This window comes from Alteromonas sp. IB21 (assembly GCF_016405965.1).
Taxonomy (GTDB): Bacteria; Pseudomonadota; Gammaproteobacteria; order Enterobacterales; family Alteromonadaceae; genus Alteromonas.
In genome coordinates this window covers 39,070-53,872 of the sequence record NZ_JAEFCD010000019.1, presented here as the reverse complement: position 1 = coordinate 53,872, position 14,803 = coordinate 39,070, and the positions used below count along the sequence as shown (strand labels likewise).

The following is a 14,803-nucleotide window of genomic DNA, read 5'->3' as shown; positions in this document are numbered from 1 at the left end:
GTTTTGTATTGAGAGGATTAAACTGTGCCATCATTTGATATTGTTTCAGAAATCAATATGGAAGAAGTGCGTAACGCCACTGAAAACGCGAGTCGAGAGCTAACCACACGATTTGACTTCCGCGGTATCGACGCGAGCTTTGAATACAAAGAAAAAACGGTTGTCATGAAAGCCGAAGCTGAATTCCAACTTCAGCAAATGGAAAGTATGTTCAGAACCGCTATGTCCAAACGCAATGTCGATACGTCATCTATGGATGTAAAACCCTTCGATGCCCACGGTAGAACCTATCGTCAAACCATTACCTTTAAAGAAGGTATTGAACAGCCAATGGCAAAGAAGATTGTAAAACTGATTAAAGACGCCAAAATTAAAGTGCAAACTGCGATTCAAGGTGAAGAGCTTCGTGTTACAGGAAAAAAACGCGATGATCTTCAACAAGCGATTGCATTGGTAAAAGAATCAGACTTAGGTCAACCTTTCCAATTTAAGAACTTCCGCGACTAATTATGGAATCACTCACCCTTTCAACGGATACTATTATCGCCCAGGCCACGGCACCAGGACGAGGCGGTGTGGGTATTGTTCGTGTATCAGGTCCAAAAGCCAGTGCTATTGCCGAGGCGTTGGTACCCTGTACACTTACACCTCGACTTGCCACGTATACGCCATTTGTAGATATAAACCAAAGCGTAATAGATCAGGGCATAGCGCTGTTTTTTAAAGGCCCAAATTCGTTTACTGGCGAAGATGTGTTGGAACTACAAGGCCACGGCGGCCAAGTGGTTATGGACATGCTGATAGATGCTGTGCTTGCAACAGGACATGCAAGGCTTGCCAATCCAGGCGAGTTTAGTGAGCAGGCTTTTTTAAATGATAAGTTAGACTTAGCGCAAGCAGAGGCCATTGCCGATTTAATTGACGCCAGTTCAAAGCAAGCGGCTAAAAGCGCTTTGCGATCCTTGCAGGGTGAGTTTTCCACGCAGATTCAAACGCTGTCTGACCAAATTGTCCATCTGCGAATGTATGTGGAAGCAGCTATTGATTTTCCTGAAGAAGAAATCGACTTCTTATCTGATGGTAAAGTATCAGGTGATTTAAGTGCCATTATGGAAAGCCTTGCTAAAGTACGAGAACAAGCCAAGCAAGGTACGTTGTTACGCGAAGGCATGCAGGTGGTGATTGCGGGGCGACCTAACGCAGGCAAATCCAGTCTGTTAAACGCGCTTGCTGGTCGTGACAGCGCTATTGTTACTGACATTGCAGGTACCACTAGAGATGTGCTTAAAGAGCATATTCACATTAACGGTATGCCGGTACATATTATCGATACGGCTGGACTGAGAGAGAGCCCCGATAAAGTAGAACAGATCGGCATTGAACGAGCCTGGCAGGCCATCAACGAAGCCGATCACGTGCTATTTGTTGTTGATTCTACCTCAACCAGCATTATCGATCCCTATGAGATTTGGCCTGAGTTTATGGCGCGTCTTCCACAGGGCATTCCAGTTACTGTAGTACGCAATAAAGCCGACCTAAGCACCTTAAACATCGGGCATAGTACAGTGGCCACCAAACATGGTGACATCTCTGTTATTAACTTGTCAGCCAAGCAAGGTAGTGGTGTAGATACGTTAAAAACACATCTAGCAAAAACCATGGGGTTCGATACGACAACAGAAGGACAATTCATTGCTCGAAGACGTCACATAGATGCACTAGATCAAGCTTACCGCTACGTGAGCACTGGTGAACAACAACTTCATGACGCGATGGCGGGTGAATTATTGGCCGAAGAGCTCCGTTTAGCGCATCAAGCACTGTGTGAGATAACCGGTGAATTTACCTCTGACGATCTGCTTGGTAAGATTTTTTCATCGTTCTGTATCGGCAAATAAAACGCCGCCGGTTGGGCTAAACCTTTAATCGTAAATAAAGAAGTAGCATATTCATGAGTAAGCATTTTGAAATTATTGTGGGCACTATGTTAGGTGCCGCAGAATACGTAGCCGACGCCATTGCAGAAAAGCTTAATGAGCGTGGATATACCCACACTATTCACGCAGAGCCCGACCTTGAAAATATTAACAACGCGTCCACATGGATAGTGTGTACATCTACCCATGGCGCGGGTGAGCTACCTGATAATATTCAGCCATTTGCAAAACAACTAGAAAACGCTGATCTGCAGGCAGTCAATGCATATGTGATCGGCCTCGGCGACACCAGTTATGACACGTTTTGCTTCGGTGCAAAAGAAATGGAGAAGCATATCTTAAACGGTGGCGGTAAGCTTATTAGCGACGCCCTTTACATAGATGTGCTAGAACATCCAATTCCTGAAGATGCCGCTGTAGAATGGTTTGATGAAAAGTTAGCGAATGCCTGATAGCCGCACTGTCACTTGGACTTTATGTAATGACCAATAGCCTAACCCAAGCAGAACTCGCTGTGTTGCAATCACCGCTTTCCAACGATTGCAGAGTGTTATATCTCCTTGGGCTTCGCGTAGGTGCAAATCAGGCCACCACATCGTCGGCACCTATTGATTACAAGCAGCTTCTTACTTTGCTTAATGGCGACAACAGGGACGACACCTATCAACGGGGTCGTCAAATAAATAGCTTGGTGAAACAGCTTGAGCAAGTTGGCTTAGTCGCCCTTCCCCTTGAACTAGATCTTGAGCACACTATTAATGGCAAAACCCTTCTTCTTCCTCTTTTAAGCGAGCCACAGTCGGATTTTGAACAACTGCACACCCGCCATAGTGCCATGACTGCGACATGGACACCGAACAAAGCACTTTTTGAAGAAATGGCCTCACTGCTTGGTATCATTGATAAGACATTCGATGAAAACGAGGTCGGAGAATTTATCGCCTATTGGCTAGGCAGACCTAGTTCCGTTTTTAGTGAATTCCAGTGGACGCAAAAATTCGCCAATAATATCAAGCGTAAGCGACTTGCTTCAGGCTATGCGCCTACAAAAGTTGTGGGAACACAACAAGTGAAAGTTGCAGCGGGCATAGAAGCAGATGATAATGCGAAAAAGCTGGTGGAAAAATATGCCGCAACCAAGAAGAGTTAAATCGTTATGGATCGTATAACTGACAAAATTGCTAATTTAGCGAGAGCACTTAAAAAAGATGTCGATCCCAATGGTGAGTACATCGACTACAAAACGCTGCGTAAGCAGTACGAGGCACAAGCTAACGAAGAAATAGCGCAACTACAGCAACGCAGTAAAAAGGCGCGCGTAGAAGCTATTCACGGTCGTTCTGATTTAAACCCGAAGTGGACCTTCGCCAATTTAGTAGAAGACAGCGACGATGTTATTGAAGCCGTCTCTATTGCACAATCTTTCATCGCGGCCCATGACGACCCCGCGTGGCGACAAAGCGGTTCTCATATGATGATCTTCTACGGCGATTACGGTAGGGGTAAATCACATATTGCAGGCGCAATTGCCCACCAACTCATTGAGCAATACGAAATCTCAGTGCTTTATCGTCAGCTTTCAACCTTACTTGAAATGCGAAATTTCTCATTCGATTTCTCTGCAACTGACAATGCGAGCCAACGCTACAGGGAAATAAATCAAGAGCTTCTCGATGTAGATTTGCTGATATTAGATGAAGTGTGTGTTAACGAATCTGCGCTTAAAAAAAATGCGCAAAGCTGGTTTGGAAATTTGCTAAGGCAGCGATTAGTGAACAAGAAAAACTGTATTTTGATCACTAATCACAACTTGGCAGAACTTGAAAATGCGTTAGGGCGCTACTGCTTTGAGTCTATTAAAGAGTACGATACTTATAAGGTGAGGTTTCAAGGCCCTAGCCGCCGTGGGGGCTTAACCATTGAGCAAGAAGACATGCAGGGCTCGGTGGCACAGCCACGCTATCAGCCTAACCAGGTGCGTTAATAGCACCTGGTATATTGTCCTCCATATCTACTTTTACCGCATTTCATAGACCTTTCCTGTGTTTCTCCGTTCGTTAAATGTCTATATGGCATTTAATCTTTAGCCCTTACAAAAAACGATACCTAAAGAGTGTTGTTACCTTCCTCGCTATCGATAAACACACTTTTGCTTTTAAATAACCCACACGACTAATCTAACAGACCTAATACAACCCTATTTACTGGTGCATTACTTTTGCATCAACATTCCTTATTCTTGGTCGAGGAATGACGTTAATTAAGAAAAAAAGCGAAATATCTCAGAAAAAATTTATGCAGCTGTCAAAAATAATCAAAGTTTTAGATATGTCTAAAAATGAGATCACGGGATCTAGTCACAGGTTTTATAAAAGATCTCCTCCACAATGTGATCGGTCTATAGAGCAGGTTCTATCGCGATCTTTAGATCGTAATTCATAATTAGCAAACATTTTATCCCCAGCTGGATCACATCTTGATCAGTCCTGTGGATAGGATCCTACAAACCACTGTGTATAAGCTCTGATCGAAAAAAGAATAACTTTTGAAACAAAACGGCATGTGGATAAAAAGGGTGTTTATACACAAGATTCAGATAGGGTTATGGATCGGTGTTTCCCAATGTTATTGATCGCGTAACTTGATGATCTTTAGATGCTTTGATCGGTTACCCACAGAAAGTGACGATCCTAATAAAAGTAAAAATAAACAGATCTAAAAGAGATCTTAAGATCTTATTAGACGATCACACCTTTTATCTCAAAAGGTTTTGAGGAAAATTTAATCATTTTCTTTATCCAATAAGTCAGATAAAATACGCGCCCTTTTTTGAGCATTCTCTGTTTGAAAAAAATAGTTTTTAGTAGGCTTATGGTCCGTGAATAGTGAGGTTTAACCATGTTTTATGCTGAAGCATTTGATGTCATCGTCGTTGGTGGTGGACATGCAGGTACAGAGGCGGCACTCGCAGCTGCTCGCATGGGTGCCAATACGCTTTTGCTCACTCACAATATCGAAACGATCGGCCAGATGTCCTGTAATCCTGCCATCGGTGGGATCGGTAAGGGTCACCTTGTCAAAGAGATCGACGCGCTGGGCGGCGCCATGGCATTGGCGATCGACAAAGGCGGTATTCAGTTCAGAACATTGAACTCTTCAAAGGGCCCAGCAGTGCGTGCTACCCGTGCCCAAGCTGACAGAACGCTTTATAAAAATGCCATACGGAACATGGTTGAAAATCAAGAAAATCTCACGCTTTTCCAACAAAGCGTAGACGATCTCGTTGTTGAAAATGATCGGGTATGCGGCGTAGTTACCCAGATGGGCCTAAAATTTAGAGCCAAGTCAGTGGTGTTAACGGTTGGGACATTTTTGGGTGGCACCATTCACATTGGTCTTGAAAACTATCGAGGTGGCCGTGCTGGCGATCCGCCGTCTATCGCGCTTGCTGACAGACTACGTGCGCTTCCGTTTCGAGTCGATCGCCTTAAAACCGGGACACCTGCTAGGCTTGATGCGCGCTCACTCGACTTCTCGGTAATGCAACCTCAGCCTGGCGATGATCCAACACCGGTGTTTTCATTCATGGGTGACAGAACCATGCACCCGACGCAGATCCCGTGTTACATTACGCATACTAACGAGAAAACCCATGACATTATTCGCGGCGGGCTGGATCGTTCTCCTATGTTCACTGGCGTTATTGAAGGTATTGGACCTCGTTACTGTCCGAGCATTGAAGATAAGATCACGCGATTTGCCGATAAATCTTCACACCAAATTTTTGTTGAGCCTGAAGGGTTAAACAGCATTGAAGTATATCCAAATGGTATTTCAACTAGTTTGCCTTTCGACGTACAGATGAACCTTGTGCGTTCTATCAAAGGCTTTGAGAATGCGCATATTGTGCGCCCTGGCTATGCGATAGAGTACGACTTTTTTGATCCTCGCGATTTAAAACAAACCCTCGAAACTAAGTTTATCGAAGGTTTGTTCTTCGCTGGTCAAATCAACGGCACAACGGGTTATGAAGAAGCGGGGGCACAAGGTTTAGTGGCTGGTGCTAATGCCGCACTTCAAGTACAGCAAAAAGATCCACTCGTGTTGCGTCGTGATCAAGCTTACATGGGTGTATTGATTGATGACTTGGCAACGATGGGAACGAAAGAACCCTATCGTATGTTTACTAGCCGAGCTGAATACCGTCTGCTTCTTCGCGAAGACAACGCGGACAGTCGCTTGACGGCAATGGGACGAGAAATTGGTCTTGTCGATGACGCCCGTTGGGCCAAGTTCAACGAGAAAATGGAAGCAGTTGAAAGTGAGCTACAGCGTTTGCGTGGTCAGTGGATCCACCCTGAGCACGTAGCTGCGCCTCAGCTAAACACTATGCTAAAGAACCCTGTAAGTCGCGAACATTCTTTGGAAGAATTGATCCGCCGACCTGAAATGACTTATAGCCAATTGATGGAAATTGAAAGTGTAGGCCCCGGTCTTGAAGACCCCATTGCATCTGAGCAGGTGGAAATTCAAATTAAATACGCAGGTTACATTGCCCGTCAAATGGACGAGATTGCAAAAACGCAGCGTCATGAAAATACCTTATTGCCCGTTGATATGGATTTCAGCAAAATTTCTGGTCTTTCAAATGAAGTTGTAGCTAAGCTAACCGAGGCAAGACCTGAAACGATAGGTAAAGCGTCTCGTATTTCAGGCATCACGCCTGCTGCCATCTCTCTACTGCTGGTTTACCTGAAAAAACATGGCATGCTTCGTAAGCATGAAAAAATTAGCGCGTAAATCGCGCGCTTGATTCAACATACAACTCGTAGCGCTTAGTTTTTCTAACTTATTCGCGTATTATAGTGGATAAGAAGTAAAGAAAAACTCGGCGCTTTTCACTCAGACCTATTGCCTATTTAAACTGCGCGTAGCCTTATCCTCCAGTTCACGTTTAAGAAACAAGCGTGATAAGGATAGAAAAAAATGGCTAGATTCATGGCAGTTTCGACTAACACGTATAGTGTTGAGCAATGTGGAACTGCGTAAAGCAAAACATTTCAACGCGAACAAACAGACTTTTCGATGACTATACAGCAAGAATTGCACACCATTTTGGTTTCTGGGCTCGACGCTCTTTCATTAAATTTAAGTGATAAGCAACAGCAGCAACTCGTTGATTATGTGCTGCTTATGGATAAGTGGAACAAGGCTTATAACCTAACCTCTGTAAGAGACCCTAAACAGATGATGGTTAAACATATCTTGGACTCGTTAGCCATTGTGCCGTTTCTTGAAGGCGAGAATATTATTGATGTGGGTACAGGTCCTGGTCTTCCGGGAATGCCTTTGGCAATCGCTTTCCCTGAAAAGTCGTTCACTTTACTTGACTCTTTAGGAAAACGCGTACGTTTTATGACGCAATGCGTGCATACCCTTGGCTTAACTAATGTATCGCCGGTGCAAAGCCGCGTTGAAGAGCACAACGGTGAATCACCTTATGATATTGTGTTAAGTCGCGCTTTCGCTTCTCTAAAAGATATGTTGCACTGGTGTCAACATCTGGTAGATTCAGAAGGGCAATTCTTGGCGCTTAAAGGTCAGTTTCCACAAGATGAAATAGACGAAGTGAGTGGTCACTTCCATGTGAGTAAAACGGAAAACCTCACTGTGCCAAATTTGGTAGGCGAACGACATCTGGTTTGGCTAAAAAAGAAATAGCTGAAAAATAGAAATAGACAATAACAGGATCAAACGTGGCTAAGGTAATCGCGATCGCGAATCAAAAAGGTGGTGTGGGTAAGACAACTACCGCAGTTAACGTGGCGGCCTCAATGGCGGCAACTAAACGCAAAGTATTGCTTATCGATCTCGATCCACAGGGGAATGCTACCATGGGGAGCGGCGTTGATAAGTACGACGTTGAATCTACCGCATTCGAATTGTTGATAGAAGAAAAGCCTATTAACGATGTGGTAGTTAAAAGCACCACGGGTAAATATGACTTGGTTGCAGCAAACGGTGACGTGACAGCGGCTGAAATAAAACTCATGGAAATGTTCGCTCGTGAAGTGCGTTTGCGTAATGCACTTAAACCTGTAATGGATTATTACGATTTTATATTTATCGACTGCCCACCTTCTCTTAATCAGTTAACGGTTAACGCTCTTGCTGCCGCAGATTCTGTCATGGTACCAATGCAGTGTGAATACTATGCACTAGAGGGACTTACAGCCCTGATGGATACTATTCAGAAATTAGCGTCAGTGGTAAATCCTGAATTGAAGATTGAAGGCGTATTGCGTACTATGTACGACCCGCGTAATCGCCTAGCTAACGACGTTTCAGAGCAATTAAAGCGCCATTTTGGTGAGCAGGTTTACCGGACAGTCATACCGCGCAATGTTCGCCTCGCTGAAGCACCAAGTTTCGGAACACCTGCGATGTATTATGATAAGTCATCAACAGGTGCAAAAGCGTATTTAGCGTTGGCGGGTGAAATACTGCGCCGTAGAGATAAAACATCGCCTGCACAGGCAAAAGCAAGTTAAACGACAATAAGCTGAATATCATCAGCACATGTCATAGAGGATACTATGTCAGCACGTAAAAGAGGCCTTGGCCGCGGTTTAGATGCATTACTCGCAACCAGCCAGTCATCTGCTCAAAGAGAACAGGATGCAGCCGAGGTCAGTTCAACAAATGGCGAGTTAAAAAAACTCCCTATTGAATATTTAGTGCCAGGGAAATATCAGCCCCGTAAAGACATGTCACCCGAGGCATTAGAAGAATTAGCATCTTCAATTCGCGCACAGGGTATTATTCAGCCTATCGTAGTAAGAAGGGTTGACGACCATCGCTATGAAATTATTGCCGGCGAGCGACGCTGGCGTGCATCCCAACTCGCGCAGTTAGATGAGATTCCGTGTATCGTTAAAAACGTGCCGGATGAGGCAGCAGTTGCTATCGCGCTTATTGAAAATATCCAGCGTGAAGACTTAAACGCTATGGAAGAGGCGCAAGCCCTTGACCGCTTGATGAATGAATTTGCACTGACCCACCAAGAAGTGGCAGAAGCCGTGGGTAAGTCGCGCACAACGGTGACAAATTTACTTCGCTTGAACAATTTGAACGACGACGTGAAATTACTGGTTGAGCATGGTGATATTGAGATGGGTCACGCTCGCGCACTCTTAGCGTTAGAAGGCGAAACGCAATCAGAAACTGCGCAAGTGGTATCGGGTAAAGGGCTTACCGTTCGCGACACCGAAAAGCTGGTGAAAAAGCTTTTAGAGCCAGCTAAACCCAAGCCTGAAAAGAAAGTTGATCCGGATGTACAAAACCTCATGACACGACTTTCAGAAAATTTAGGTACACCAGTGAGCATTGACCACAACGCGAAAGGCAAAGGTAAGCTAACAATTAGCTTTAGTGATCTTGATCAATTAGATGGAATTATCTCTAAAATTCAATAGTTTATAATTATAAAAAATAATAAAGTACCCTTGCCTACCCGCAATCGATACGCTGTCCGGTGTGAACACCGGACACTCTCCTTTCCGGTTATAGCAATAGAATATTTTCAGAATAACTTTCAAAAAGCGTTGTACTGTTGAAAATTGTCGGTAAAACAGTATACTTCTGACGCTTTTTGTAAGACGTGAACAAGCTGCGAGTAAAAGTGACGAACAAGTTAGCAAGACGCGGGTTAGACCTCGCCAAGAAAGGGCTACTTTTTCAGGCAATCACAGCCATAGTCATTACCGGTCTCGCAGGCGCTGCTGGGGGGAGTCATTCAGCCATATCAGCAGGCGCAGGAACTCTAATAAGTATCCTGCCTAATATTGTTTTTGCTATTTTTGCATTTCGTTATGCCGGAGCAAGTAAAAACGAGCTTGTTGCACGTAGTTTTAGCCAAGGCTCAAAAATGAAGCTGGCACTGACAATCATTTTATTTGTAATTGCGTTTAAAGGTTTAAACGCCTCGCCACTGGAAATTTTCATGGCATTTGTGATTACAACGGCTAGCCACGGGCTCGCCATGTTTCATTACGGTACGAAAGAATAAAGTCAACGCAGGGCGTTGCGAGAACGAAAAAACGTAATCGATCGATTGAAGCATAACAACCAGTCACCAAATTTTTACACTTTACAACTTGGGTTAAACAATGGCATCTGAATACACTACCTCAGAATACATCAAGCACCACTTGACCAATGCCACCATGTGCTCAACTGACAACGGAATCGCGTTTAACAAAGCGTGTTCTGATGCTGGTTTTTGGGCATGGCATGTTGATACATTGGCATGGTCTATTGGTCTTGGTTTACTTTTCCTAATTATCTTTAGAAGCGTCGCTTCAAAAGCAACTACGGGCGTACCGGGCAAAATGCAGGCGTTTGTAGAGCTTGTCGTTGAGTTTGTTGACGACAACGTGAAAAGCACCTTCCACGGTAAGAGCGCTCTTATCGCGCCATTAGCACTGACTATCTTCGTATGGGTATTGCTAATGAACCTTATGGATCTTGTGCCTGTTGATCTTATTCCTTGGGTGTCAGGGCTTATCGGCCAAGCTGCTTTTGGTATGGATCCTCACGACGTTTACAATAAGGCTGTACCAACCACTGACCTTAACTTGACGTTTGCACTGGCGTCAGGCGTGTTCATTCTTATTCTTTTCTACTCAATCAAGATGAAAGGTATTGGCGGCTTTGCTAAAGAGCTTACTATGCAGCCATTCGGACACCCTATCTTCATTCCGGTGAACTTCATTCTTGAGACGGTTACACTGCTTGCACGCCCGCTTTCACTAGCCCTGCGTTTGTTCGGTAACCTGTACGCCAGTGAGCTAATCTTTATATTGATTGCTACAATTGGTTACTTCCAGCTACCACTGCACTTTATGTGGGCTGTGTTCCATATTCTTGTACTTCCGCTTCAGGCGTTTATTTTCATGATGCTAACCATCGTGTACTTAAGCCTGGCGTGTGAAGAACACTAAGCATTAACGGGTGTCGGTTACCTGGAAATCCGGCACCGTTTTTACAGAGTTTGACTTTTAAACATTAACTTTAAATTTAACTTAAATCGGAGACGTAAATGTTATACATCGCTGTTGCACTACTGATTGGTCTTGGCGCCCTTGGTACCGCTATTGGTTTCGGTCTACTAGGTGGTAAATTCCTTGAATCTGCTGCTCGTCAACCTGAACTAGCACCTCAACTACAAGTTAAGATGTTCATCGTAGCGGGTCTTATCGACGCCATCGCGATGATCGGTGTTGGTATCGCTCTATACCTATTGTTCGCTGTTGGTGCCTAATATTACTAAACACTTTTTTAGCGAACTTTAAGAGGAGGGGCGATTGTGAATTTTAACGCCACTTTTATCGGTCAATTAATCGCCTTCGCTGTGTTCGTGGTGTTCTGCATGAAATATGTATGGCCTCCACTAATGGCAGCGATTGAAGAACGTCAGAAGAAAATCGCCGATGGGCTTGAAGCTTCTGAACGTGCAGAGAAAGACCTAGAGCTTGCTCAAGCGAAAGCTACTGAGCAATTGAAAGATGCGAAAGCGCAAGCAGCTGAAATTATCGAGCAGGCCAAAAAGCGCGCCAACCAATTGGTTGACGAAGAAACGCAAAAAGGCCATGCGGAACGCGAGAAAATTATCGCTTCTGGTTATGCCGAAATTGAAGCTGAACGCAATCGTGCCAAAGAAGATTTGCGCAAACAGGTTTCTGCTCTTGCAGTTGCTGGCGCACAGCAAATCTTACAGCGTGAAATCGATGCTAACGCACAAAACGACATTGTTGAAAAACTTGTCGCTGAGCTTTAAGAGGGAGATGAGCCATGTCTGAATTGACAACCGTTGCTCGTCCTTATGCTAAAGCTGCTTTCGATTTTGCAGTCGAGAAAAACGCCATTGTGAAGTGGCAAGAAATGCTCGCTTTTGCTAGCGCGGTAGCTGAAAACGATGATATGCACCAGTTATTAACTGGTGCGGTTTCAGCCGACACGCTAGCCGACATTTTTAATAATGTTTGTGGCGAGCAACTCGACGAACACGGCCAAAACCTCGTAAAAGTTTTGGCTGAAAATAAACGTTTAGCCGCGTTGCCTGAAATTTCTACTTTGTTTGATGCTTTTAAAGCTGACTATGACAAAGAAATAGAAGTGGACGTAACCTCAGCATCTACGCTGACCGATGCACAACTTAAAGAGTTGGTTGCATCTTTGGAAAAACGTTTGGCACGTAAAGTGAAGCTTAATTGTAACGTGGACCCTGCCCTGATCGCTGGAATGGTAATAAATGCCGGTGATACAGTTATTGATGGTTCCGTAAAGTCGAAATTGAACCGTCTAGCAGACGCGTTGCAAGCATAACGGGGATAAGAGCATGCAACTTAATTCCACTGAAATTGCTGAACTGATCAAGAAAAGAATTGAACAGTTCAATGTAAGCAGTGAAGCACGTAATGAAGGTACTATCGTCGCAGTAACTGACGGTATTATCCGCATTCATGGCCTTGCAGATGTAATGCAAGGTGAAATGATTGAGCTTCCTGGAAGCCGTTACGCAATTGCACTAAACCTTGAGCGAGACTCTGTAGGTGCAGTTGTTATGGGTCCATATGCGGACCTGAAAGAAGGCGATAAAGTACAATCTACTGGCCGTATTCTTGAAGTACCAGTAGGTAACGCACTTCTTGGTCGTGTTGTTAACACACTTGGTGAGCCTATTGATGGCAAAGGCGCAATCGACGCAGCGGGTTTTGAGCCAGTTGAAAAAATTGCACCTGGCGTAATCGAGCGTCAATCAGTAGATCAGCCAGTACAAACTGGTTATAAGTCAGTTGACGCCATGATCCCAGTAGGTCGTGGTCAGCGTGAGCTTATCATCGGTGACCGTCAGTGTGGTAAAACAGCTATGGCTGTTGACGCTATCATTAACCAAAAAGGTACAGGCATCAAATGTGTGTACGTGGCGGTTGGTCAGAAAGCGTCTACTATCGCTAACGTAGTACGTAAACTAGAAGAGCACGGTGCCCTTGACCACACTATCGTGGTTGCCGCATCTGCATCTGAGTCTGCTGCGCTTCAATACCTAGCGCCTTACTCTGGTTGTACTATGGGTGAATTCTTCCGCGACCGCGGTGAAGACGCGCTAATCGTATATGATGATTTGTCTAAGCAAGCTGTTGCTTACCGTCAAATCTCACTACTACTTAAGCGTCCACCAGGCCGTGAAGCTTACCCAGGTGACGTATTCTATCTTCACTCTCGCCTACTTGAGCGTGCTGCACGTGTAAACGAGCAATACGTTGAGCGTTACACTAACGGTGAAGTGAAAGGTAAAACTGGTTCACTAACTGCGCTTCCAATTATTGAAACGCAAGCGGGTGACGTATCTGCATTCGTACCTACTAACGTAATCTCAATTACCGATGGTCAGATCTTCCTAGAAACTGACTTGTTTAACGCAGGTATCCGTCCAGCGGTTAACGCTGGTATCTCGGTATCTCGTGTTGGTGGTGCTGCACAGACTAAAATCATCAAGAAGCTGGGTGGCGGTATCCGTCTAGCCCTAGCTCAGTATCGTGAATTAGCGGCGTTCTCGCAGTTTGCTTCTGACCTTGATGATGCAACTCGTGAGCAACTTGAGCACGGTGAGCGCGTAACTGAGCTGATGAAGCAGAAGCAATACGCTCCGCTATCAATTGCTAACATGGGTGTTTCTCTGTTCGCGGTAGAAAAAGGTTTCCTTAAGGGTATCGAGCTTAACAAAATCCTAGATTTTGAAGCAGCTCTTCATTCTTATATGAACAGCGAACACGCTGACCTTATGAAGACTATCAACGAAACGGGTAACTACAACGACGAGATTGCCGCTAAGTTGAACGACGCTTTAACAAACTTTAAAGCGACACAAACTTGGTAATCAATGGTGCTGGTGTTTAACACCAGCGCATTTCGTTGAGTAATCGGAGAAATAGTCATGGCCAGCGGTAAAGAAATAAAAGGTAAGATTGGGAGTATCAAAAATACTCAGAAGATTACCAGTGCGATGGAAATGGTTGCTGCGTCTAAAATGAAAAAGGCGCAGGAACGTATGGCTTCTGGCCGTCCATATGCACAAAATATGCTTAAAGTGATTGGTCACATTGCAAACGGTAACCTTGAATATCGCCATCCTTATTTGGAAGAGCGTGAAGTCAAGCGCGTCGGTTACATTGTGATTTCCACTGACCGAGGCTTATGTGGTGGTTTGAACACCAACGAATTTAAGCTCGTCACTCAAGACGTCAAAAAATGGCGTGAACAGGGTGTAGAAGTGGATTTCGCTGCATTAGGTTCTAAAGCGTGCAGTTTCTTCAACCGTTTTGGTGGCAAATTGCTTGCTGCTGAATCTGGTTTAGGTGACAAGCCGTCTGTGAGCGATGTAGTAGGTGTTGTACGCGTTATGCTTAAAGCGTATGACGAAGGACAAATTGACCGAGTATTCTTGGTATTCAATGACTTCGTTAACACCATGACACAGAAACCTGTGATCAATCAGTTATTGCCTTTGCCAAAGTCACAAGACAAAGAATACCAACATCGTTGGGACTACATCTATGAGCCAGATCCAAAAGAAATTTTGGAAGCACTAATGGTTCGTTACATTGAGTCTCAGGTGTATCAGGGTGTTGTAGAAAACGCGGCGTCAGAGCAAGCTGCGCGAATGGTTGCCATGAAGGCAGCAACCGACAACGCCGGTAACCTTATTGATGAGTTACAACTGATATATAACAAAGCGCGTCAGGCTGCAATCACACAAGAAATCAGTGAGATTGTGAGCGGTGCCGCGGCGGTGTAGGCAAAGG

Annotated in this window: 16 protein-coding genes; all 16 read left to right on the top strand. The window is 44.6% G+C overall.

Features of this window, described 5'->3' with window-relative positions:
- Window positions 1-24: 24 nt before the first annotated feature.
- The 16 genes from JC525_RS13470 to atpG all read left to right on the top strand — a co-directional run bounded on the left by JC525_RS13470 (window position 25) and on the right by atpG (window position 14,796).
- The gene (locus JC525_RS13470) at window positions 25-507 is read left to right on the top strand and encodes a YajQ family cyclic di-GMP-binding protein (protein ID WP_198816281.1); all 483 of its coding nucleotides are present in this window, start codon (window positions 25-27) and stop codon (window positions 505-507) included.
- 2 nt (window positions 508-509) lie between these two features.
- On the top strand, window positions 510-1,898 hold the full coding sequence (mnmE, locus tag JC525_RS13465; protein WP_198816280.1) for a tRNA uridine-5-carboxymethylaminomethyl(34) synthesis GTPase MnmE: 1,389 nt from the start codon (window positions 510-512) through the stop codon (window positions 1,896-1,898).
- Between the two features lie 53 nt (window positions 1,899-1,951).
- Window positions 1,952-2,389 (top strand): FMN-binding protein MioC, encoded by a 438-nt coding sequence (gene mioC, locus JC525_RS13460; protein WP_198816279.1) that lies wholly within the window; start codon window positions 1,952-1,954, stop codon window positions 2,387-2,389.
- Between the two features lie 29 nt (window positions 2,390-2,418).
- Window positions 2,419-3,087, top strand: a complete 669-nt coding sequence (locus JC525_RS13455; RefSeq protein WP_198816278.1) for a DnaT-like ssDNA-binding domain-containing protein — start codon at window positions 2,419-2,421, stop codon at window positions 3,085-3,087.
- A 6-nt stretch (window positions 3,088-3,093) separates the two neighbouring features.
- On the top strand, window positions 3,094-3,921 hold the full coding sequence (locus tag JC525_RS13450; RefSeq protein WP_198816277.1) for an ATP-binding protein: 828 nt from the start codon (window positions 3,094-3,096) through the stop codon (window positions 3,919-3,921).
- 914 nt (window positions 3,922-4,835) lie between these two features.
- Window positions 4,836-6,737 carry a tRNA uridine-5-carboxymethylaminomethyl(34) synthesis enzyme MnmG gene (gene mnmG, locus JC525_RS13445; protein ID WP_198816276.1) on the top strand — a complete coding sequence of 634 codons (1,902 nt, stop codon included), beginning with the start codon at window positions 4,836-4,838 and terminating at the stop codon, window positions 6,735-6,737.
- A gap of 285 nt (window positions 6,738-7,022) precedes the next feature.
- Window positions 7,023-7,658, top strand: a complete 636-nt coding sequence (rsmG, locus tag JC525_RS13440) for a 16S rRNA (guanine(527)-N(7))-methyltransferase RsmG (protein ID WP_198816275.1) — start codon at window positions 7,023-7,025, stop codon at window positions 7,656-7,658.
- Window positions 7,659-7,693: 35 nt separating this feature from the next.
- Window positions 7,694-8,488 (top strand): ParA family protein, encoded by a 795-nt coding sequence (locus JC525_RS13435; protein ID WP_105932396.1) that lies wholly within the window; start codon window positions 7,694-7,696, stop codon window positions 8,486-8,488.
- A gap of 45 nt (window positions 8,489-8,533) precedes the next feature.
- Complete coding sequence (locus tag JC525_RS13430; RefSeq protein ID WP_159118753.1) at window positions 8,534-9,412, top strand: ParB/RepB/Spo0J family partition protein; 879 nt, start codon at window positions 8,534-8,536, stop codon at window positions 9,410-9,412.
- Between the two features lie 206 nt (window positions 9,413-9,618).
- Window positions 9,619-10,005: an ATP synthase subunit I gene (locus JC525_RS13425; RefSeq protein ID WP_198816274.1), complete on the top strand. Its 387-nt coding sequence runs from the start codon at window positions 9,619-9,621 to the stop codon at window positions 10,003-10,005.
- 100 nt (window positions 10,006-10,105) lie between these two features.
- Window positions 10,106-10,939: a F0F1 ATP synthase subunit A gene (atpB, locus tag JC525_RS13420; RefSeq protein WP_120962294.1), complete on the top strand. Its 834-nt coding sequence runs from the start codon at window positions 10,106-10,108 to the stop codon at window positions 10,937-10,939.
- A gap of 98 nt (window positions 10,940-11,037) precedes the next feature.
- Complete coding sequence (atpE, locus tag JC525_RS13415; RefSeq protein WP_012520222.1) at window positions 11,038-11,259, top strand: F0F1 ATP synthase subunit C; 222 nt, start codon at window positions 11,038-11,040, stop codon at window positions 11,257-11,259.
- 45 nt (window positions 11,260-11,304) lie between these two features.
- Window positions 11,305-11,775, top strand: a complete 471-nt coding sequence (gene atpF / locus JC525_RS13410; RefSeq protein WP_014951452.1) for a F0F1 ATP synthase subunit B — start codon at window positions 11,305-11,307, stop codon at window positions 11,773-11,775.
- A gap of 14 nt (window positions 11,776-11,789) precedes the next feature.
- On the top strand, window positions 11,790-12,323 hold the full coding sequence (atpH, locus tag JC525_RS13405) for a F0F1 ATP synthase subunit delta (RefSeq protein ID WP_120962296.1): 534 nt from the start codon (window positions 11,790-11,792) through the stop codon (window positions 12,321-12,323).
- Window positions 12,324-12,336: 13 nt separating this feature from the next.
- On the top strand, window positions 12,337-13,878 hold the full coding sequence (atpA, locus tag JC525_RS13400; RefSeq protein ID WP_198816273.1) for a F0F1 ATP synthase subunit alpha: 1,542 nt from the start codon (window positions 12,337-12,339) through the stop codon (window positions 13,876-13,878).
- A 57-nt stretch (window positions 13,879-13,935) separates the two neighbouring features.
- Entirely contained in the window at window positions 13,936-14,796 is an 861-nt protein-coding gene (atpG, locus tag JC525_RS13395; protein ID WP_198816272.1) for a F0F1 ATP synthase subunit gamma, read from the top strand.
- Window positions 14,797-14,803 lie beyond the last annotated feature (7 nt).

What these genes read in the sequence shown, in the direction of transcription:
- mnmE (WP_198816280.1), top strand. Translation starts at nt 510, where the DNA reads ATGGAATCACTCACCCTTTCAACGGATACTATTATCGCCCAGGCCACG.
- mioC (WP_198816279.1), top strand. Translation starts at nt 1,952, where the DNA reads ATGAGTAAGCATTTTGAAATTATTGTGGGCACTATGTTAGGTGCCGCA.
- JC525_RS13455 (WP_198816278.1), top strand. Translation starts at nt 2,419, where the DNA reads ATGACCAATAGCCTAACCCAAGCAGAACTCGCTGTGTTGCAATCACCG.
- JC525_RS13450 (WP_198816277.1), top strand. Translation starts at nt 3,094, where the DNA reads ATGGATCGTATAACTGACAAAATTGCTAATTTAGCGAGAGCACTTAAA.
- mnmG (WP_198816276.1), top strand. Translation starts at nt 4,836, where the DNA reads ATGTTTTATGCTGAAGCATTTGATGTCATCGTCGTTGGTGGTGGACAT.
- rsmG (WP_198816275.1), top strand. Translation starts at nt 7,023, where the DNA reads ATGACTATACAGCAAGAATTGCACACCATTTTGGTTTCTGGGCTCGAC.
- JC525_RS13430 (WP_159118753.1), top strand. Translation starts at nt 8,534, where the DNA reads ATGTCAGCACGTAAAAGAGGCCTTGGCCGCGGTTTAGATGCATTACTC.
- atpB (WP_120962294.1), top strand. Translation starts at nt 10,106, where the DNA reads ATGGCATCTGAATACACTACCTCAGAATACATCAAGCACCACTTGACC.
- atpE (WP_012520222.1), top strand. Translation starts at nt 11,038, where the DNA reads ATGTTATACATCGCTGTTGCACTACTGATTGGTCTTGGCGCCCTTGGT.
- atpH (WP_120962296.1), top strand. Translation starts at nt 11,790, where the DNA reads ATGTCTGAATTGACAACCGTTGCTCGTCCTTATGCTAAAGCTGCTTTC.
- atpA (WP_198816273.1), top strand. Translation starts at nt 12,337, where the DNA reads ATGCAACTTAATTCCACTGAAATTGCTGAACTGATCAAGAAAAGAATT.
- atpG (WP_198816272.1), top strand. Translation starts at nt 13,936, where the DNA reads ATGGCCAGCGGTAAAGAAATAAAAGGTAAGATTGGGAGTATCAAAAAT.